The sequence below is a fragment of the Telluria beijingensis genome (genome assembly GCF_030770395.1).
Lineage (GTDB): Bacteria > Pseudomonadota > Gammaproteobacteria > Burkholderiales > Burkholderiaceae_D > Telluria > Telluria beijingensis.
This window is the reverse complement of sequence record NZ_CP132480.1, coordinates 4,611,198-4,631,123: the sequence shown is the minus strand read 5'-3', so window position 1 is coordinate 4,631,123 and position 19,926 is coordinate 4,611,198. Positions and strand designations below refer to the sequence as shown.

Below are 19,926 nucleotides of genomic sequence, written 5' to 3'. Positions count from 1 at the left end.
TGGGGATGGCGGCCTACGCAACCTTGGGCGATGTACTCACGATGGTACAATCTTTCCAACATCTCCGAACTACGCGGACCGTTGCCATGAAACCATCTATCGCCTTACACGCACACCGGGAATCTATTCGCACGATTGTGGCGCAACATCGTGCCTGCAATCCTCGCGTATTCGGCTCTGTGGTTCAGGGCTGCGATACCGACGAGAGTGACCTGGATCTGCTCGTCGACCCGACGCCTGAAACCACACTGTTCGACATCGGGGCGATCCGACACAAACTCCTGGAATTGCTTGGAGTACCAGTCGACGTACTGACGCCGAAGGCTCTGCCAGAGACATTCCGGGCAACCGTGCTTGCACAAGCTGTGCCAGTATGAGCAAGGATCGGCAGCGCTTGGTCGATTATCTAACGCACATTCTGGAGGCAATCGAGAGAATCGACCGCTATACCGGGGGCATGGACGAAATCGCTTTCCTGCAAAACGAACTAATACAGGATGCGGTCATTAGAAATCTGGAAATTCTCGGCGAAGCCAGTAACAACATCCAGAAACATTATCCCGATTTCGCGGCAGCGCGTCCCGAATTGCCCTTGGCTTTCGCTTATCAGATGCGCAATGCTCTTGCACATGGCTATTTCAAGGTCGACCACGAGATCGTATGGAAGACGATCCACGCAAATTTGCCGGTGTTGCATGGGCAGGTGAAGCAGGTCATCGCCAGTTTCGACTAGGTGGTGCGAATAGCACGGCAAGAACGTTCGTCGTGCACGGTACTCGATATGGTATCGAATCTTTCTAGCCGCCAGAAATAACAACAAATCGTGGATTGGCTGGCATGTTCATAATTGATTGGCAGTGAAATTTTCTTGAGGAATTATTTGTGCATTTTTTAAAAAGCTCGCTTCGGCGAGCTTTTTCACGACCGAAGTTGATCCGGTAAACGTTGCCATGGAGCTGCCCAGACTGACAATCGGTTCGGTCGAGCCTGACCAGCCACTATCGAAGCGTGGGCGTGGGTGCTCCGAATTGATGTACTTGGAACGATAGCTGCTCTACATTGCCCTTATGAAAGGAATTCGATAGCATCTTAAAATCTTGTGCATCCCAACGGCAGACGCAATGATGGCTTTCGACTTTTTCCGCAAAGTGTCCCTCGCGCCGACAAACCCACGGGCTGCCGTCAGGCAGCGCGAATTCGATGTGGCAGACCTCTACCGTGGACCGGTAGGCGCCGGTGCCGAACTCGAGCCGGACAAGCCCCAACTCGACGAAAAGCTACGCCAGGCCTACTTCTGGATCGTCAACAAGGCAATCATCAGTCCGCATTACGACATCGAGTACAACGACGGCCCGGCACTGAGCTTCAACGTCGGCGACAGCAAGCGGATATTGAGCCTGCCGTCCGGGCAGAGCTACTCGAGCTATGTGCTGCTGCCGCTGCTGACGTTCGCGACTCGTCGCAAATGCCTGTTCATTGGCGGACCCGGGCGCGGCAAGACGGCCAGCGCAATCCTGATGGGCGTGCTCGCCGGCGCCAGCGTACGCGAGGTGCGGCGCGCGATGCAGCATGGCCATCCGCAGATGACGATCGCCGACCTGCTGGGTAATCCTCTGCCGGCGGACCTGATCAATGCCAGGGACATGGCCGAGATCCGTATCGCCTGGCGCTCGTGGCTGTCGATGCGGGTGAAGATTGTCGACGAATACAATCGGATTCCGACCCGCACCCAGAGCGCGCTGCTGACCGTCATGGGCGATAACTATGCCGAAGTGCTGAACCAAGTCTTCGAGTGCCCGGAATCGGCATGGTTCCTGACTGCCAACGACGAGCAGGGTGGTGGTACCTATCAGGTGATCGAGGCCTTGCGCGACCGGATCGACGTCATCGTCCAGGCCCTGGCGTTCAACCCGCGCTTCTTGCAAGAGCTGCTGGTACGGATCGAGGAAGATGTCCGGCCGGAAGAGCTGATGCCGCCCGAACTGGTCTTTACTGCCGACGAGGTTGACGAAATGGGCAAGACGATCCGCGCCGTCGAGGTCCCCGAGGGCTTGCGGCGTCGGCTCGAGTTCTTCGCCAGCCAGTTCGAACTTGCCGAGATGGCCGGCGGACAGCTCGAATACATGACGAAGGATACGGCCCGCCTGTCGGGCATCGCCTGGCACGAGCTGGCGGCGGCCGACAATGGGCGCGACCGTGTCAAGGACCTCGGCTGCCAGACCCGCAACGGCCTGTCGGTGCGCAATCTCATGACCTTGCTGCTCTACGCGAAGGCCCTGGCTTACTTTCGTGGCAATACGCAGGTCGAGCTCGAGGACCTGCGCCAGGTGCTGCCCTTCGTGCTGCATGACAAGCTGCAGCCCGATCCCGACGCGCCGTTCTTCGCATTGCCCGAGAACGCTCCCTACCGCACCGATCGGGTCAGCTGGCTGCGGCGGCTGTTCGACCTGGCAAACGACGAGTACTTGCGCCTGGACCTCGACCGCACGGATGCCGTCGGCGAGCTGGCGCAGCAATTCGCGCTCGGGCTGGAGGGCGTCGGCGAGGGCGATACGCGGGCGCGCCTGGTACGCATCGAAAAGCTGATTGGACAACTGGTTCGCGGCCGCAAGCTGTACGGACACCTGTATGACGACCTGCTCAAGCTGAAGTACCTGCATCAGCGCTACACCAACTATCTCGCCTGGCTGCGCGCGCAATAGCCATGGTTTCCCGAGCATTCGCCGACGTGCTGGCGGCAGGGCGGAGCAGCTTCAATGACCGTGTCCGCGAAACGGAGCGCAGATTCCCGGCGTTCCGTGCCGATACGTTTCTGTGGTTCCTGAAGGAAGGCGTCGACCCCGTGGTGGTGGCCGTCGACCAGCTGGACCGTTCCCGCCTGTCCGCCGTCGTCTCGGCGGGCTACGACGTTGCCCTCGAACTTGCAGGCCGCGCGCTGGTAGGCCCATCCGCACGCAGCCCGGCGCTGGGTGAGGCCTGGCGCAGCCTGTTCCCGCATCTGGCGGGCTTGATCGCGGCGCAGCCCGCAACCGTACTGGGACTGCTCAGCAACGCTATCATTCATCTCGAGGGGATAGGCGGGGCACGGGTCGGCCAGTGGACCGATGAACTGGCCTTGCTTGCGCCGCATCTGCAATCGGTGGAGCAGTTGCGGGTCGCCGGACAGGTACTGGCCTGGCGTGCAGGCGCGGCCCACTTCCGCGACGGCGCGATGGCCGCCGCGGCGGCCTTGCCCGAAGGCCTGGCACTGCGCGCGTTCGGCGCCCTCGCCTGGAGCGGGTGGCAGGCCTTCCGGCAGGACGCCGAGCATGATCCATGGTGGAGCGGCGGCGACCCGCACGCGATGCGCGAGCGCCGGGTGGGCGGCTTCAGCGGATTCGGAGGGCCGTTCGCCATGCCGCCCGAGATCCTCGCGGCCGGCGAAGCGTTTCTCGTGAAGTCCGGCGATCGGCACTGCCTGCTCGTCGCCGATACCTACGGCGCCGTACTGCGGCCGGCGGACGCAGAAGAATTCGCGTTCGCCAGCGTCGATGCGCCGCGCTGCGCCTACAAGGTACGTGACGGCGTGCTGCTCGTTGGATCCCGGCGAATCGAGCTCGATGTACCAGAGCCCGGCCTCGTAGTGTGCGCCACCGCCGCCACGATTGCGATTGCGTCCCCGTACACGCATACGATCCGCCTGTTGGCGCGGGGTGAGAGATGAGGGCGCAGCGACGGCCGTCCGTCCCCGATGCGCTGCTGTATGAATGGCGCACGGCGTGGCCACAGGCCCTGGCGGCCTGGAGCCGCTACACCCGCCTGCACGATGCGCGTCTCTGCCGCAGCTCGCTGGAAGCGGCGCAGGAAGGACTGAAAGGCAGCTTCGCCATGATCCGCCTGCTCGACCAGCGGGTGGTGATCGACCTGCAAGCAGTAGCCGCATACGGACTGCAGGACTACGCCGTCGAGATCCTCGCCCATGAGATCGGTCACCATGTCCTGGCGCCGGGCAACGCGACCGATCATCTGAGGATGCTGGCGCGCATCAGGCGTGCCCTGCCGAGCCTGGAGCGGCAGGCGCCCATGATCGCCAATCTGTACACCGACCTGTGCATCAACGATCGCCTGCAGCGCCAGGCTGGCCTGCGTATGGCCGAGATCTATCGTGCCCTGGAGCGCCATCGGCAGCTGCGGGCCAGGCAGGCTCCGGCAAGCTCGCTGTGGACGCTCTACATGCGCATCTACGAACAGCTATGGAAGCTCGACAAGGGCAGTTTGGCGGGCGCTGCGATCACCGATGCGATCGACACCGACGCGTGGCTCGGCGCGCGCCTGATCCGGGCTTACGCGACGGAGTCGATGGCTGGCGCAGGTCGCTTCGCGGCGCTGGTGCTCCCGTATCTGGTGGACGATGCGGGGGCGCTCGATCCACTGCGGCCGCTGCACGACACGGGCGACGCGGCCGCCGGATGCACGCCAGGTGCCGTGCACGATGTCGAGCCCGACGAGCTGGTTGGAGCGCCACATCCAGTCCACGACCCGCGCGTTACCGGCGAAGACGTGGTCGTGCCGGAACCCGGGCTAGACCCTGCGAGGCAGTCGACTGGGCAGGCCCGAGAGCCTTTCGAGTATGGCGAGATCCTGAAGGCGGCCGGCATTGCGCTCGACGACCACGAGATCGCCGTGCGCTACTATCGCGAACGCGCATTGCCGCATCTGGTGGCGCTGCCTGCGAAGACTGTGGCGCGCGAGGTCGAGCCGCAGCCGGCCGGAGTCGAACCCTGGGAGATCGGCGAGTCCATCGACGACATCGACTGGTTGCACAGCATTGCCCTCAGCCCGATCCCGATTCCGGGGTTGACCACCGTACGTCGCCATCTCGAACGCGATGCGGGCAGCGAGCGCGAACAGGTGCCGGTCGATCTCGACATCTATGTGGACAGCTCGGGATCAATGCCCAACCCGCAGCAGAAGGTTTCCTACCTGGCACTGGCCGGCGCCATCATCGCACTGTCCGCCCTGCGCGCGGGCGCGGCGGTGCAGGCGACGCTGTGGAGTGGCAAGAACCAGGTGCAGGGCACGAACGGCTTCGTCAGGTACGGCGACGAGGTCCTGCGTGTCATGACGGGATTCTTCGGCGGCGCAACCTGCTTTCCCATCGACCGGCTACGCGACACGTATGGCGAGAAGCAAGCGTTGGGGCGGCCGGTGCGCATCCTGATGATTTCCGACGACGGCATCACCACGATGTTCGAGCAGGACGAGCAAGGCAACAGCGGCTGGGACGTCGCGGCCCGTGCCCTGCGCAATGGCGCGGCAGGAGGGACGATGGCGCTGAACCTCGATCCGCACTGGGCTTGGGATCCGCACCCCGGTTGTCATTATGTGCGCGACCTGCTGCGCGCCGGCGATGAGCAGGGCTGGGAGATCCATGCGGTGGCCGACATGGCGCAGCTGGTCGACTTCGCGCGTGCTTTCAGCCGGCGTCATTACGGCGCCGCACGGCGGCCGCCTGTTGTCGAACCCGGAAAGCGACCATGAATCTCCCTGGACCGAGCCTGGAAGCGCTGATCCGCCGGCTGGCCGACACGCCGCAGGATTTCTTGGACGAGCCACGTGTCGCCGGCGCCGGCCGGGTAGCCGTGGCGGCCCTCGTCAACGACCTGGCCGCCATGCACGGAGGGCGCGCAATGCTCGACGGGCTCCACCGTTTCGAGGGCGACAGCGCGCGTGGCGACCGGAACCGTCTCGCGGTTGCCATGATCGGCACGTGGCTGCTGGCCGATCCGTGGTTCCTGGCGCAGCGCCTCGATGCGGCGGCACTGGTCCAGACCCTGGCCGAGGTGGCCGCGGAAATGGCAGCTGCGACGCCCGCGCACCGTTTTACAAGCGACGCCGAACGGCGCGAGGAACTGGTGCGGTCGATGCTCGCCAGGTTCGGCTACCGGCCAACCGGAGAGACGGTCGCCCAGGCCACGGACCGCTTGGCGGCGATCAGCGCGAGCGAGAGGCGGCGGCTCCTGGAAGCCAGCCGGGCAGCGGAACAGCGCGCGCGCCAGATCCGGAAAGCGCTGGCCCGGAAGGCCGCGGAGGAATCGGCCGACAAGTGGACACGCGAATGATCCAGGAGGCGCTCGATGACGATCCGCTGCACCGCGAACGCTTTCCCACACTCGGTGCGGCCGGCCAGCGGATGCTGGACTTCATGCTCGGCCATCCCTGCGCACCCATCTACCGTAACCAGAGCGGCAATCGCCTGCTGGCGCATGAGGTGGAGGCTCAGCGCGCCCATGAGCGCGAGATCGCCGACGCCTCGGTGGGATGGCTGCCGGGCGTGGTCCCGGATTGGGTCCGGCCCTTTGCCCGGGACGTGTTCGCGCAGGTGCCGCATTACCGTACGCTCGGTTCGCCGCCGCGTGCCCTGGAGGACGTGGCGCCGGTCTCTCGTGCCGATCTGGCGGCGGACATTGCGCAGTTCGTGCCGGACGCGGTGCCACTGGATCGGATGATCAACTTCCGTACCACCGGCACCACTGGCCATCCCTTGATATTGCCATCCCATCCGCTCGTGGCGGCGCGCTATGCGGCTTATCACAAGCGCGCCCTACGCCGCGTCGGCGTCGAACCGCGCCATGGGAGCGGGCAGGTAGGTGTGGTCCTGCTGGGTTACCAGAGGCAGTGCTTTACCTATGTGTCGGTCTCGCCGACCATGGGCGAATCGGGACTGGCCAAGTTGAACCTGCATCCGAACGACTGGAGGCATCCGGACGACCGGGCGCGCTATCTCGATGCGCTGGCGCCAGAGATCGTGGCCGGCGATCCGATCTCGTTTGCGCAGTACCTGACGCTGCCGTTGACCAGGGCTCCACGGGCATTGATCTCGGTGTCCATGACCCTGCTTCCTGGCCTGCGCGAGAAGCTCGAGCTGCGCTTCGGCTGTCCTGTGCTGGATATCTACTCGCTCAACGAGGTCGGCCCGGTCGGGGTGTTCGACGCGGCCCTGGGTGGTCACCTGCTGCTGCAGCCGAGGCTATATGTTGAGCTCCTGGACTGCGACGGCCGTCCGGTCCCGGCCGGAGAGCCAGGCGAGATTACCGTGACCGGAGGTTTCAATTTCTGCCTGCCGCTGCTGCGCTACCGCACCGGCGATGTCGCCGCACTGCGGTTCAGCGACCAGGGACCGGTGCTGGTCGGCCTGTCGGGCCGGCGGCCGGTGCGCTACCTTGCGCGCGGCGCGTGGATCAACAACATCGACGTGACCCATGCGCTGCTGCCGTTCCCGATCTCGCACTTCCACGTGCACCAGGGCGCCGACGCCAGCGTGGTGCTGCGCCTTGCTCCGGACGCGATGGCATATGCGGACGCGGCGCGGGCGGCGCTGGCGCCGCTGTTCGGGGAACGGGAAGTAACGGTGGAGGTCTTGCAAGCGGACGGCAAAACCCTGCAGTACACGTCGGACCTGGAAGGAGCCCATTCATGAACATGGACCGGAATGTCGGCGTGTCCGCGTCGCGCACGCGTCACCGGCGCGCCCTGGTGGTCGGGAAGTTCTGCCCGCTGCACCTCGGCCACATGCACCTCATCCAGACCGCCATCGACGCCTGCGAAGAGGTGCTGGTGATCAGCTATACCAAACCCGAGTTCACGGGGCTGGGGTCGGCCAGGCGGGAGGCATGGCTGCGCGAGCTGTTTCCCGGCGTACGCTCGCTGGTCATCGACGATGCATCGCTCGGCGAGCTGTGCGCCAGCCGTGGCCTGCGCCCGCGCACTCTCCCGCACAACGACGAGGACGCAGCCGTGCACCGTGAATTCACGGCATGGCTGTGCGAGGCGATCTGCGAGACGAGCGTGGATGCCGTCTTCACGAGCGAGGATTATGGGGATGGCTTTGCATTGGCGCTGTCGGAATATTTCAGTGAACGCTTTCCCGGCAGCGCGCCGGTGCGGCATGTCCAGGTTGATCTTGCGCGCGCCGCGGTGCCGATCTCGGGGACCCGCATCCGTGACAATCCGCATCTGCATCGCCAGTTCATGCATCCGGCGGTGTACGCCAGCTTCGTTGAGCGCATCTGCCTGCTCGGCGGTGAGTCGAGTGGCAAGACGACGCTCGCAAGGGCGCTTGCGGAGCGCCTGGACACCCAATGGGTGCCGGAAGTAGGGCGTGAACACTGGGAGGAGCGCGGCGGTGCTTTGGGCTACGCGGACATGCGCCTGATCGCGGAAGGACAGGCAACGCGCGAGGATGTCCTTGCCAGGCAAGCCAGGCAATGGCTCGTCTGTGACGGCAGCGCGCTCACCACCGTGTTCTACAGCCTGGACGGATTCGGGCGAGTCGATCCCGTTGTGCGGCGCCTGGCGGATCAGCCGTATGCATACAGCTTCGTGTGTGCGCCCGATTTCCCGTTCGTACAGGATGGGACCCGGCGCGACGCCGGATTCCGTCAGCGCCAGCATCGATGGTATTGCAGCGTGCTGGAAGCGCGGGGCGTGCCGTTTATGGTGCTCGACGGACCACTTGCGCAGCGGGTGGATGCTGTATGCGGAATATTGAACCCTGGCGCTGGCCGGTAGAGGTGGAGGGCGTATCGCGCAGGGGAATGATTCATCGCGCTGACCGTGGCAGCCAGTTGCGCTGTTGATTAACAGGGACTGATTGATCAGTTTGGTATGCCAGCCTCCATTCGGCCTTATGCTGGCGGATGGTCACCAATTCAATGCCCCGATAGCCAGCGTTGCATGTGTTCGCGCAATGCGAAAACAGGGCGGAGCAGGTACCCTATGGCTGGCCATGCATGCTTGCCAGGAAAGTGAGCGATAAGAACGAAGGGATCCTGACAGCACGCTGGCGCGCCACTGCCGTTTTCCCCCCAGCCTGGACACCAGATGCTTGTAACCTTACCACTTCTCGTCGCGCTTGCCGCCACTCCGACCGCTGCGGCTACCGCGCCGCCAATGGCTGGCTGCTACGGCACGCCGGCACATGGCGCCGTAGTCGGGGCTACGGCGTTGCCAGTAGCAGGCCCCAATTTTGAAGCCTACACGGCACTAGGGGTATCGCTGGGACGCACCTTCGTGCACCCGACAGTTGGCGCGATCATGCTCGAGACCTATGCCGCGCTTGTGCAAGCTGCTCCCGGGGTACGCTTCGTCTATGGTGAAACCGGTCTACAGGAGGGCGGCCCATTCCCACCGCACAGGACGCATCAGAATGGCGGATCGATCGACTTCATGGTGCCGCTCCGCGGCGCGGACGGACGCAGCGTAATGCTGCCAAGGACTCCGCTGAACAAATTCGGCTATGACGTCGAGCTCGACGCGCAGGGGAGACTGGGCGATCTCGACATCGACGCGATAGCCATCGCCGAGCATCTGCACCACCTCCGCGAAGCAGCACGTCGGCACGGATTGGAAATCGCGCGCGTGATCCTGGATCCGCCCCTGGCGCGCAGGGTTCTGGCCACCGAGCGCGGACGCACCCTGCACCACCTTCGCTGGGTGTGGAAAAAAGTCTGGATCAGGCACGACGAACACTACCACGTCGATATCGGCTTGCAATGCTCGCCGCTCAATGAACTGAAGCGCACACGCCGCCGGTGACGCAATCCTGGTCTGATCGAGCTTCTGGGAAGGGTGCATCGGGGCGTGTCGCGCGGCCGGCGATAAAGCGCGGGCCAACCCCATCCCGATTCAGCAGCGGCGGAGCTCAAAAAACGCGTTGCTACTGCGAGGGGTACGCAAGCGGCGGCATCTCATCGAAGGTCTCGGCAATCATCTCCAGTTCGACCGCGATACCGAGCGGCAGCTCGTTCGTGGATACTGCGCTGCGCGCATGCATTGCCCGGTCTCCAAAGATCTCGACCAGGAGGTCGGAAGCGCCGTTGGCAACCAGATGCTGGCGCTGGAATCCCGGGGCGCTCTTGACCCAGACTGTCAGCTTGATGATGCGGCTGACCGCATCGAGCGTGCCGAGGCAATCGCGCAGGACGCCAAGCGAATTGATGACGGCAAGACGGGCGCCCTCGTAAGCCTCGTCTTCGCTCACGTCGGCGCCGACTGTTCCTGTCACCAGGACCTTGCCATCGCGGATAGGTCCTTGTCCCGACACATAGACGAGTCGGCCGGTCCGGACGAACGGTGCATAGTTCGCGGCTGCCGCCAGTGCGGTGGGCAGCGCCAGGCCCAATTCTTTGATCCTCTGTTCGGCTGACGTCATCCGATCTGTCTCCATTTCAATGTAAGATGATTTGCACAATGTGTTCCAACTCTAAACGATTTGTTTAGAATTTGAAATCGATAAATGCGGCTGCGCAGAGGGCGGCTCGTGGCGTGATTTCAACGTAGTGTTTAAACTCTGGCATTTTGTAGACGAGCGATGTATATTACCCGGACAGTCCGTTTCGGTCTCGCCGACCGTGCCTGACGGTCGACCATCATGACCGGGCGGGCAGTGCGGATCGATCCCATCCCTAGTGAGACCACATGTCCCAGCAAGGTCAATTGATGCATGATTTGCCGCACCGTGAGCGATTCCAGATCGACGGCGTCTACCTGAACTCCGCCGCGATCCATCCGATGAGCACTGCGTCGGCAGATGCCGTCAAGCGCTATCTGGCCGAACGCCTGCGCAGCGGCACGGCGGTCGGTGACGCCATCGCCGATGAACGCAACGATGCCAAGGCGCTGTTTGCCCGCCTCATCAATTGCGAGGCAGGCGAACTGGCCTGGGTCGGCAGTACGATGATTGGCGAAAATCTTGTCCTTGCCGGACTGGGCCTTCCTGAAAAAGGGGCGCATATCGTGACGGATGCGGCGCATTTCCAGGGTTCGCTCTACCTCTACCAGTCATTGCAGCAAGAGGGGGTCGAAGTGACCGTCCTTCCATTGCAGGACAATGAAATCAGTCCGGAGCGGATCGACCAGGCAATTCGTCCGAACACCAAACTGGTGGCCCTGTCGCAGGTGTCGGCCCTGAATGGTTTTGAGCACGACCTGGCGGCGGTCTGCGCCGCGGCACATGCGCGCGGCGTGCCAGTCTACGCCGACATCATCCAGGCGGCCGGCGCCGTGCCGATCGATGTACGCGCGTCGGGCGTGGATTTCTGTGCCTGTTCCACCTACAAGTGGCTCATGGGCGACTTCGGCGTAGGATTTCTCTACGTCCGCAGCGATCACATCGGCGCATTGCGCAGGCCCCAGCGCGGCTACCGCCAGTTGCTCAGCTTCGACACCCACTTCCTTCCGCATGAGTCGCCCCACGACCATCCGGTCAGTTTCGTCGCCGGCGCTGATGCTTCCGCCTTGTTCGAAGTCGGCACCTCGGGGAGTGCTGCGGTCGCCGCGCTGAAAGTCTCCCTGGGCTATTTGCTCGAGACTGGCGTCGCGACGTTGCAGGCATACCGGCGGACGATGGTGGTGCGACTCCAGGATGCGCTTGCTTCCCTGGGATTCCAGGCGCTGACGCCATACGCGAGCAACGGACCGATCGTCAGCTTCGCGCTCGAGAACGCCATGGCGCTCAAGCCGCTACTCGACGCTGCCGGCATCCAGATCCAGCTCTATCAGCATCGATTTCGTGTTTCGCCTTCCATGTTCAACTCGATGGACGACATCGAATTCCTGGTGGACCTGCTCGCCAGATTCGTCAGGCGTTAGTCTGCACCAGGCTTGCGGCGCCACGTCGCCGGCCGCAGGCGCGCGGGTAGATAGCGATTGTCCGTCAGCGCGCTGCCTGTCGCAGCGCGCCGGGACGGCACGCGCTATTTATCCTGCAGTGCGCCGCCCGGTAAATCAGCTGCGCCGTCACAGCTTTGCAACATTAGCCCGCACGCGCCCATCGAACCTTCCATAGTTTGTTGACAAATGTCATAAATCAACATAATGTGGACTTACTAACTGTTCGTTGAATTTTGCGAATCGCTCGCGGCGCCATCGACGATCGCGATTTTCTGGCTGCGTGGGCCGGTCTTCATGAAGGCAAGACTGGATTCGACGCCGACGTCAGTACGAGCAAGAGAAATATGCGGCCGTGGCTCGATGCTGGAGTGTGGCCGCTGGCAGATGGGATTCATCCGAGTCGTAGTCCTACCAAATCAACTTCGAGGGAATGGAGAGTCAATGAAGCACGTACACGGTCATTCAATGCGTTCCACCAAGCTTGCCGGGGCAGTTCGCGCTGCCCTGTTTGGCGCGGCAGCAAGTACCTTGCTTACCTTTGGCTCGTCGGCGCAGGCACAGACAGCACCGCTGGAGAGCAGTCCGGGCACCACCAATGCGGTAGCAGAGGGCCAGGGCGAAGGCATCCGCACCGTCACCGTGACTGCCCAGAAAAGATCCGATTCCCAGCAAAACGTGCCCATGTCGATGTCCGTGCTCGAGTCTGGCAGCATGCTCAAGACCGGACAGGCGAGCATCAACGATTTCTTCGCGACCGTGCCCAGCTTGAGCGTGAACGATCGCGGCTCCGGTCGCACTACGCTGGTGGTGCGCGGCGTCTCCGCAGGCGAGGGCCTCAATCCTACCGTGGGGGTGAGCATCGATGATGTGCCGTACGGGTCGTCCACCATGGATTATTCGATTTCCGATCTCGACCCTTTCGACATCGACCATATCGAGGTGCTGCGCGGGCCGCAAGGCACGCTGTACGGCGCCAGCAGCATGGGCGGCCTGATCAAGTACGTGATGGTCCAGCCGGATCTGCAGGAAGTCAGCGGGCGCGTGCAGGCCGGCGTGTCGAGCACCGATCACGGCGGCAACGGCTATGTGACGCGCGCGGCCGTCAATCTGCCGGTGATCAAGGATAAGCTTGCCTTGCGCATCAGCGCCTTCAAACGCAGGGATCCGGGATTCATCAATGACCCAGGACAGCAAAGGAAGGAGGTCAACGAGGGCGATGCCGATGGCGTGCGCGTTTCGGCATTGTGGAAGCTTTCCGAGCAGTTCACCGTGCGTGCGTCGGCCATGGATCAGAGCCATTCGACCGGCAGTTCGGCACGCGTGGATATGCTCCCCAACAGCTATACGCCAGTGTTCGGGCAGTACCAGCACAAGCGGCTTCCCGGGACCGACGGTTCGGATACCAGTACGCGCCTGTACACGCTGGAGCTCGAGGGTGACCTGGGGTGGGCGGACTTCAATTCGATCACGAGCTACAATAAATACGAGCTGATCGGTCCGCAGGATGTGTCGGGCACCTTCGGCGGGGCTGCCAGAAGTATTCTTGGCGTGGCCAACGCCGGTGTCGCCATCCTCAATAATGCCGGCGTCGGCAAGTTCGCACAGGAGTTGCGCCTGTCGTCGCCTGACGATGGCAGGCAGTTGAGCTGGCTGGCAGGGGCGTTCTTCACCAACGAACATGCCTCGGGCTTCCAGGGGCTGCGCGCGGTGGATCCGGTGTCGGGTGTCGGACTGCCTTCTGGCAACTTGTACGATGCCGATACGCCTTCCCAATACAAGGAATCGGCATTGTTCGGCACCGTCACCTATGCGTTCACGCCCCAGTTCGACGTCCAGGTCGGCGGTCGCTACAGCAAAGTGCGCCAGGAGTTCAGCAGCAACGTTTCTGGACCGCTCGCCGGCGGCAGTTCGAGCACCGAGAGCGGGGCGCGCAACAACAAATGGACGTACAGCCTCAGCCCACGCTGGCGCTTGAACCCGAACCTGATGACCTATCTGCGCGCGGCCACCGGTTATCGCGCGGGCGGCGTCAATACGCTCCTGCCGCTCGATGCCGGCCGCTTCCCGAGCCAGTATGGATCGGACTCGCTGAAAAGTTATGAATGGGGTGTGAAAGGGGACTTCGCCAATCGCACCGTGGCGCTCGACGCTTCGTTGTTCCATATCGACTGGAGCGGCATCCAACTCAAGACCATTTCGCCGGCGTCGTCGGCCAGCTATACCATCAACACCAGCAGCGCCAAGAGCGAAGGCGCGGAAGTGACGCTGAAATGGCGTCCGATCCGCAACTTGAACTTCACGGCCAATACCAGCTACACGCATGCCGTGTTGACCAGCCCGACACCGAACGGCACCTACGGCAATTCCGGCGACCGCTTGCCGTTCTCGCCCTCGTGGTCCGGCACGCTGGCCGCCGATTATTCCTTCCCCTTGACCGAGACCCTGACCGGCGAGATCGGCGGCGGGGTGAGCTACGTCGGCGATCGCCTGTCCAACTTTACGGCATCGGCTGCCGCCAGGCGTTTCAATCTCGATTCCTACACCACGGCGAACCTGCATGCGGGAATCCGTTCATCGAACTGGAACTTCAATCTGTACGTGAAGAACCTGACGAATGCGCGGGGGTATCTCAGTGCGACCCCGCAGAACGTGACCACCGGCGTGAGCTCGTATGGCCTGCTGGTGATTCAACCACGGACTGTCGGCGCTTCTGCGACGTACTGGTTCTGAACGCCGGGAGTGCCTGTCACGGCACTCCCTTCTCGATCCAGCATCAACCGCCTTCGATCGACCCGGACGCGGCAACAGGACGAACGGACGACCATGATTTCCTTATCTTCGAAGCGAAACCAGCAACTGCTCGGCATGCTGTTTGCGCTGCTGGTAGGCAGCCCCGCAGCCTACGCCGATCCTCGGTCCGGCTCACCCGCGACGCCGGAGCATGAAGGCACCGTCGTCGTCGAACTGGCGGCCGATGCCGTCACGAACACGCAATCGGTCGAGATAGTGACGGTCGGGGTGCGGATGCCGCCTGCCACCATCCAGGCGGGAGCGCCCCTGCTACGCATGCCCCTGGTGATCAGCAATGTGAAGACGTCGGCCGACAGCCTGGTAGGCCTGCAGGTCCGCGACGCCCAGGGTCCGCTGACCCTGTCGGTCCGGGATGACCCTCCCGGTCCACAACCGTATCGTCGCTGGGTTGCCACGCGGCCGGTGCAAGGACCGGTCGAGCTGAGCTACCGCGTTCCCATCACCAACGCCAGCAATCCCCTGGGTGCTGCGCCGCCATTCGAACTGCGTAGCGATGGGACGGTGTTTTCAGGCCTGTCGGGCAGCTTCTTCATGCTGCCGGACGACGATCGTCCTTACCGCCTGAAACTGGACTGGAAGCTCGGCGCCCTGGGCGCGACTGCGCTGGGTGTGTCGACCCTGGGGGTGGGTAACCAGCTGGCGCCGTCGGCCGCACCGTCGCGTGAATGGGAGTCGGTGTTCGTGATGGGCGGGCAGGTCGGGCACATGCCGGATCGGCCGGCGGCGGACGGTTTTTTCTCTGCCTGGCAGGGCGCGCCGCCATTCGACGCGCGCGCGTTGATGCAGTGGACCCACCGGCTGTACGACCGCTATCTGACATTCTTCAAGACCTCCAATGCCGCCTATAACGTTTTCCTTCGCAGTAATCCGATCAATGCCGGTGGCGGCGTCGAAGTCGCCAATTCCTTCGTCGGCACGTTCGATCGGCATACCGATGTGGACGACTTCAAGCTGACGCTGGCGCACGAGATGGTGCACACCTTCGTGCGTGCGCTCGACGGCGCCGCCTCCCTGGAAGACAGCTGGTTCTCCGAAGGCGTCGCGGTGTATTACCAGCGCCTGCTGCCGCTACGCGCGGGCCAGATCGGCCACGCCGAGTATCTGGCGGACCTGAACACGACCGCCGCCAGGTATTACACCAATATGCTGAACACGACACCGAACGCCGACATCCCCGCGCGGTTCTGGGCCGATACGCGGATCCGCGTCTTGCCCTACGACCGCGGCGCACTGTACTTCGCCCAACTGAACGACGAGATCCAGCGCGCATCGCGCGGCAAGCGCTCGCTCGACGATCTGTTGCTGGCCTTCCTCGACCGTCGTCGCCAGGGCAAGCCCATGACCCGGGATGCGTGGGTGAGCGCCGTGGTCGGGGAACTCGGCGACAAGGGCCGGCACCAGTTCGAGGCGATGATGCGTGGCGAGCCGCTGGCGCTGCGCTCCGAGGCATTCGGGCCGTGCTTTCGCAGCACCGAAGTGGCGCTGCGGCGCTATGAACTCGGCTTTACGCCGGACGTGCTGGTCGGGCCGCGACGCATCGTTCGTGGCCTGGTGCCCGGCTCGGCCGCGGACAAGGCCGGGATACGCGACGGCGACGACATCGTCAAGCCGGTTCCCCAGGATCGCATCCAGGCGGACCAGCATGCCACCCTGACTCTTCGTATCGCGCGAGGGGGCAAGGAGATGGACATCACCTATCTGCCGCGTGGCGAGACCGTCCCGACCCCGCAGTGGGTCATGACGTCGGCGACGTGCAGCGCACGACAGTAAGCGGAGCGGCGCCATCGTCCGCACGCGGCTGGCGCCGCGTCAACCGAAACAACCCGGCGCGCATCCGGGCCGACCAACGAACCACCTTTTCGACATGACACAGATGAATCGACTACCCGAGTTCTTCGCTCGCATGCACAAGACCGTCATAGTCCTTGGCATATGCGCCCCATTGATTTCCCTGGCAGCAGCGCCCCTGCCGGCGCCGGTGGCGGTCCAGCACCACGGCACGTTCAATGGCGTGCGGATGGCCTACACCAGCACGGTCGAGGCGATCGACGTGCCCGCCGTCGACGGCAAGGGCGGCGCGCGCGTGGTCAGCTTTGCCTATGTGCGTCAGGCCGATGGCGCCGCCGCCAGGCGGCCCGTCATGTTCCTGTTCAACGGCGGCCCCATCGTGGCGTCGATCTGGGTGCACCTGGGCGTGTTCGGCCCGCAGCGCGTCGCCGCGCCGAGCGACCTGGATGCAGGGCTGGAGGCCTACCGCCTGATCGACAATCCGCTGTCGCCGCTGGACGCCGTCGACCTGGTCTTCATCGATCCTGCCGATACCGGTTTCAGCCAGCGGCTGCCAGGCACGCCCGAGAATGCGTATCACTCGGTCACGGCCGATGCGCAGCAGGTGGCCGGATTCATCCAGCGCTGGCTCGCCACCCACGGCCGCCTGGCTTCGCCCGTGTACATCATGGGCGAGAGCTATGGAACGGTGCGTGCGCCAAAGGTCATCGACCAGCTTGCCTCCATGCCGCAGCCGGTCCTGGTGGACGGGGTGTTCCTGCTTGGCCAGGCCGTCAACATCGTCGAGTATTCACAGCGGCCGAACAACATCATCAGCTATGCCGTCTCGCTGCCGACATTGGCCGCGGCTGCCTGGTACCACGGGAAGGTCGACCGCAAGGGCAAGACATTCGACCAGTTCATCGGCGAGGCCCAGCGTTATGGCGCGACCGACTACTTGCGCGCCCTGTTCCAGGGAACGGATCTGCCGGACGGCGAACGGCGCGCCGTGGCCCAGCGTCTCGAGCAGATCAGCGGGATTCCTGCTTCCTACTATATCGCCCACGGCCTGCGGATTACCAAGGAGGAGTTCAGGCTCGAACTGCTCAAGGACCGACGCCTGCTGTTGGGCCGCAATGACGCGCGCTACACGGCGCCGGTCACGGACAAGGGGGCCACGCCAGACCCGTCGGACCGGATCGCCATCGCCTACGAACAGCTGTGGAAGTCTTACATGAGGCAGCACCTCGGCGTGACGTGGGACCAGCCCTACCAGCCGATGTCAGTCGGCAAGGGCCTGGAACGATGGGGCTGGGATGGCAGTTCGCCCTTCAACAGCTGGCCATATGGCGACGCCATTACCCGCTTGATGGGCTTGAATCCGAACTTCAGGGTGTTGATCGGGAACGGTTACTATGACACGCAGACGACCATCGGCGCCGCCGATTACCTGCGCACCCAGTCCGGATGGCCGGCCGACCGCGTCGCCCTGCGCTTCTACGACGGTGGGCATATGGCCTACACCGTTGACAGCGCCGCCGCCAGGATCGCCGACGATGTGCGTAAACTGGTCACCGGCGCACCCCTGCCAACCCTCCAGCAGGCAGGCCAATGATGCGCGCCCATCTGTGGAGTTTGCTGCTCCTGGCTTGCGTTGCGCCGCTGGCGGGCGCCCAGACGACCGAGCGGCTGTCGATCGTCAGCAATGGCGAGAAGGTGGGCACGATCGTGGCCGTGACCGACGGGGCCAGGGTCTCGGTCGACTATCGCGTCGACAACAACGGTCGCGGTCCGAAGCACCGGGAGGAGATCGTACTGGGGCAGGATGGCATACCGACCCGTTGGCAGGTGCAGGGCACCTCACTGATGGGTGGGGCGGTCGACGAGCGATTCACGTGGTCGGCGGGCAAGGCGCAGTGGTCGAGCCAGGCCGACAAGGGCGAGCGTGCCGCCGCGAAGCCGGCGCTGTACATCGTCAACGATGGCAGCCCATGGGCGCTGGGCGTCTATGCCCGTGCGGCATTGGCCCGCAAGGACCGCAAGCTCGACGTGCTGCCCTCGGGCGAGCTGTCGCTGGTCCGCTTGCGCGACATGGCGATCGGCCACGGCGCCAAGTCGATTCCGGTGGTGGTCTACCGGATCGATGGCGTGCAGATGGAGCCTGGCTATCTGATCCTGGATCGCGAGAACCGGCTGTTCGCGACCTTCGATGCCGGCAGCGTCGCCGTGCGCGAGGGCCATGAGGCGCAGGCCGCTGCCTTGCTCAAGCTCGGTGGCGACCTGGAGATCGAGCGGGTGAAGACGATCAGTGCCCGCATCACGCACCGTTACAAGGCTCCCGTCCGTCTGCGCAACGTCCATGTATTCGATCCGCGCACAGGCACCGTCGGGCCGTTGTCGACGCTGGTGGTCTGGCGCGACCGCATCACGCAAGTCTTGCCCGGCGATGGCGGCAGCGCCCCGGACCAGGTGATCGTCGACGGCGCCGGTGGCGTGGTCTACCCCGGACTGCACGACATGCATGCGCACACCACCTTGACCTCCGGCCTGTACAACCTGGCCGCCGGCGTGACGTCCACGCGCGATATGGGCAATAACAACGCCTTCCTGCTGGACTTCCTGCCGCTGGTCGATAGCGGCGACATCGCCGGCGCGCGGATCACCCCGAGCGGCTTCATCGAAGGCAGGAGCCCCTATTCGGCGCGCTACGGCTTCGTCATCTCCACCCTGGAAGAAGCGCTCAGGGCGGTGCGCTGGTACGCCGATCGCGGCTACTTCGAGGTCAAGCTGTACAACTCGATGAATCCGGACCTGGTCAAGCCGATCGCCGCCGAGGCACATCGGCTCGGCCTGCGCGTATCGGGTCACGTACCGGCCTTCAGCAGCCCGGACCGCGTGATCGCGGAAGGTTATGACAGCATTGCCCACCTGAACCAGCTTGAACTCGGGTGGGTGCTGAATCCGGGGGAAGACACCCGCTCGCCGCTGCGCCTGACTGCGATGGCGCGCACGGCGGACCTGGACCTGGGGTCGCCGCGCGTCCAGCGGACAGTCGCGCTGATGAAAGAACATCGCACATCGGTCGACACCACGGCCAGCATCCTCGAGCGGCTGATGATGAGCCGTGCCGGCGAGGTGTCCGACTGGAATCGCGATTTCATCGGCCACCTTCCGATCGGCTACCAGCGCTACCTGAAACGTACCTATGTACCGCTCAAGAGTGCGGCTGACGATGCCGCGTACGGGAAGGGCGTCGACAAGATGCTCGAGGTCATGGACATGCTGCATCGCAATGGGATCCCCTTGTTGCCGGGGACCGACGATCCCAACGGCTTCATGCTGCTGCGTGAAGTCGAACTCTACGCCAGGTCCGGCATGGGCAGTGCCGCGGCACTGCGCGCGGCCACGCTCGGCAGCTCCGAGTACCTCCAGCGCGCCAACGACGTTGGGACGCTCGAGCGCGGCAAGCTCGCCGACCTGGTGCTGGTGGCCGGCAATCCGCTCGAGGACGTGAGCGCCATCAAACGGCCGCGCATGGTCATGAAAGGTGGAGCGATCTATTTCCCATCTGAGATCCATACCGCCCTCAATATCACCCCGTTCAGCACACCTCCCGCGATCACGCTGCCGCGTCCCCTTGATGACGACAAGGCGAGCGCGCCACCAGCGGCACTGTTCGGGCACGAACTGCACTAG

At 63.9% G+C, this 19,926-nt stretch carries 15 protein-coding genes; 14 read left to right on the top strand and 1 reads right to left on the bottom strand.

The window, feature by feature from the left end; translation table 11 throughout:
* Positions 1-86: 86 nt before the first annotated feature.
* The 9 genes from Q9246_RS20385 (at position 87) to Q9246_RS20345 (ending at position 9,576) form a co-directional block, all read left to right on the top strand.
* A complete protein-coding gene (locus tag Q9246_RS20385) occupies positions 87-377 on the top strand; it encodes a nucleotidyltransferase family protein (protein WP_306392570.1) in 291 nt (96 codons plus the stop codon).
* The gene (locus Q9246_RS20380; RefSeq protein WP_306392568.1) at positions 374-733 is read left to right on the top strand and encodes a HepT-like ribonuclease domain-containing protein; all 360 of its coding nucleotides are present in this window, start codon (positions 374-376) and stop codon (positions 731-733) included. Before Q9246_RS20385 ends, Q9246_RS20380 begins: the two co-directional genes overlap by 4 nt.
* A 469-nt stretch (positions 734-1,202) precedes the next feature.
* Complete coding sequence (locus tag Q9246_RS20375; protein WP_306392566.1) at positions 1,203-2,702, top strand: AAA family ATPase; 1,500 nt, start codon at positions 1,203-1,205, stop codon at positions 2,700-2,702.
* A 2-nt stretch (positions 2,703-2,704) separates the two neighbouring features.
* Entirely contained in the window at positions 2,705-3,703 is a 999-nt protein-coding gene (locus tag Q9246_RS20370; protein WP_306392564.1) for a hypothetical protein, read from the top strand.
* Positions 3,700-5,520, top strand: coding sequence for a VWA domain-containing protein (locus Q9246_RS20365; RefSeq protein WP_306392563.1), 1,821 nt, complete (start codon positions 3,700-3,702; stop codon positions 5,518-5,520). Before Q9246_RS20370 ends, Q9246_RS20365 begins: the two co-directional genes overlap by 4 nt.
* Entirely contained in the window at positions 5,517-6,101 is a 585-nt protein-coding gene (locus Q9246_RS20360; RefSeq protein ID WP_306392561.1) for a hypothetical protein, read from the top strand. The genes Q9246_RS20365 and Q9246_RS20360 overlap by 4 nt, the downstream gene beginning before the upstream one ends.
* Entirely contained in the window at positions 6,098-7,459 is a 1,362-nt protein-coding gene (locus Q9246_RS20355; protein WP_306392559.1) for a phenylacetate--CoA ligase family protein, read from the top strand. The genes Q9246_RS20360 and Q9246_RS20355 overlap by 4 nt, the downstream gene beginning before the upstream one ends.
* Entirely contained in the window at positions 7,456-8,550 is a 1,095-nt protein-coding gene (locus Q9246_RS20350; RefSeq protein ID WP_306392557.1) for an AAA family ATPase, read from the top strand. Before Q9246_RS20355 ends, Q9246_RS20350 begins: the two co-directional genes overlap by 4 nt.
* 312 nt (positions 8,551-8,862) lie before the next feature.
* Positions 8,863-9,576, top strand: a complete 714-nt coding sequence (locus Q9246_RS20345; protein ID WP_306392555.1) for a penicillin-insensitive murein endopeptidase — start codon at positions 8,863-8,865, stop codon at positions 9,574-9,576.
* Positions 9,577-9,697: 121 nt separating this feature from the next.
* On the opposite strand, the gene Q9246_RS20340 is transcribed toward Q9246_RS20345, so the two are convergent.
* Positions 9,698-10,192 (bottom strand): RidA family protein, encoded by a 495-nt coding sequence (locus Q9246_RS20340; RefSeq protein ID WP_306392553.1) that lies wholly within the window; start codon positions 10,190-10,192, stop codon positions 9,698-9,700.
* A gap of 266 nt (positions 10,193-10,458) precedes the next feature.
* On the opposite strand from Q9246_RS20340, the gene Q9246_RS20335 reads away from it, so the two are divergent.
* The 5 genes from Q9246_RS20335 to Q9246_RS20315 all read left to right on the top strand — a co-directional run bounded on the left by Q9246_RS20335 (position 10,459) and on the right by Q9246_RS20315 (position 19,926).
* Entirely contained in the window at positions 10,459-11,631 is a 1,173-nt protein-coding gene (locus Q9246_RS20335; protein ID WP_306392551.1) for an aminotransferase class V-fold PLP-dependent enzyme, read from the top strand.
* A 462-nt stretch (positions 11,632-12,093) separates the two neighbouring features.
* Positions 12,094-14,382 carry a TonB-dependent receptor gene (locus tag Q9246_RS20330; RefSeq protein WP_306392550.1) on the top strand — a complete coding sequence of 763 codons (2,289 nt, stop codon included), beginning with the start codon at positions 12,094-12,096 and terminating at the stop codon, positions 14,380-14,382.
* Positions 14,383-14,475: 93 nt separating this feature from the next.
* Complete coding sequence (locus tag Q9246_RS20325; RefSeq protein ID WP_306392548.1) at positions 14,476-16,233, top strand: M61 family metallopeptidase; 1,758 nt, start codon at positions 14,476-14,478, stop codon at positions 16,231-16,233.
* Between the two features lie 172 nt (positions 16,234-16,405).
* Complete coding sequence (locus Q9246_RS20320; RefSeq protein ID WP_306392546.1) at positions 16,406-17,845, top strand: S10 family peptidase; 1,440 nt, start codon at positions 16,406-16,408, stop codon at positions 17,843-17,845.
* Positions 17,842-19,926, top strand: coding sequence for an amidohydrolase family protein (locus Q9246_RS20315; protein WP_306392544.1), 2,085 nt, complete (start codon positions 17,842-17,844; stop codon positions 19,924-19,926). Before Q9246_RS20320 ends, Q9246_RS20315 begins: the two co-directional genes overlap by 4 nt.

Excerpts from the sequence above, each read along its gene's own strand:
- Q9246_RS20385 (WP_306392570.1), top strand. The coding sequence starts at position 87 with ATGAAACCATCTATCGCCTTACACGCACACCGGGAATCTATTCGCACG.
- Q9246_RS20380 (WP_306392568.1), top strand. The coding sequence starts at position 374 with ATGAGCAAGGATCGGCAGCGCTTGGTCGATTATCTAACGCACATTCTG.
- Q9246_RS20370 (WP_306392564.1), top strand. The coding sequence starts at position 2,705 with ATGGTTTCCCGAGCATTCGCCGACGTGCTGGCGGCAGGGCGGAGCAGC.
- Q9246_RS20365 (WP_306392563.1), top strand. The coding sequence starts at position 3,700 with ATGAGGGCGCAGCGACGGCCGTCCGTCCCCGATGCGCTGCTGTATGAA.
- Q9246_RS20360 (WP_306392561.1), top strand. The coding sequence starts at position 5,517 with ATGAATCTCCCTGGACCGAGCCTGGAAGCGCTGATCCGCCGGCTGGCC.
- Q9246_RS20355 (WP_306392559.1), top strand. The coding sequence starts at position 6,098 with ATGATCCAGGAGGCGCTCGATGACGATCCGCTGCACCGCGAACGCTTT.
- Q9246_RS20350 (WP_306392557.1), top strand. The coding sequence starts at position 7,456 with ATGAACATGGACCGGAATGTCGGCGTGTCCGCGTCGCGCACGCGTCAC.
- Q9246_RS20345 (WP_306392555.1), top strand. The coding sequence starts at position 8,863 with ATGCTTGTAACCTTACCACTTCTCGTCGCGCTTGCCGCCACTCCGACC.
- Q9246_RS20340 (WP_306392553.1), bottom strand. The coding sequence starts at position 10,192 with ATGACGTCAGCCGAACAGAGGATCAAAGAATTGGGCCTGGCGCTGCCC.
- Q9246_RS20335 (WP_306392551.1), top strand. The coding sequence starts at position 10,459 with ATGTCCCAGCAAGGTCAATTGATGCATGATTTGCCGCACCGTGAGCGA.
- Q9246_RS20330 (WP_306392550.1), top strand. The coding sequence starts at position 12,094 with ATGAAGCACGTACACGGTCATTCAATGCGTTCCACCAAGCTTGCCGGG.
- Q9246_RS20325 (WP_306392548.1), top strand. The coding sequence starts at position 14,476 with ATGATTTCCTTATCTTCGAAGCGAAACCAGCAACTGCTCGGCATGCTG.
- Q9246_RS20315 (WP_306392544.1), top strand. The coding sequence starts at position 17,842 with ATGATGCGCGCCCATCTGTGGAGTTTGCTGCTCCTGGCTTGCGTTGCG.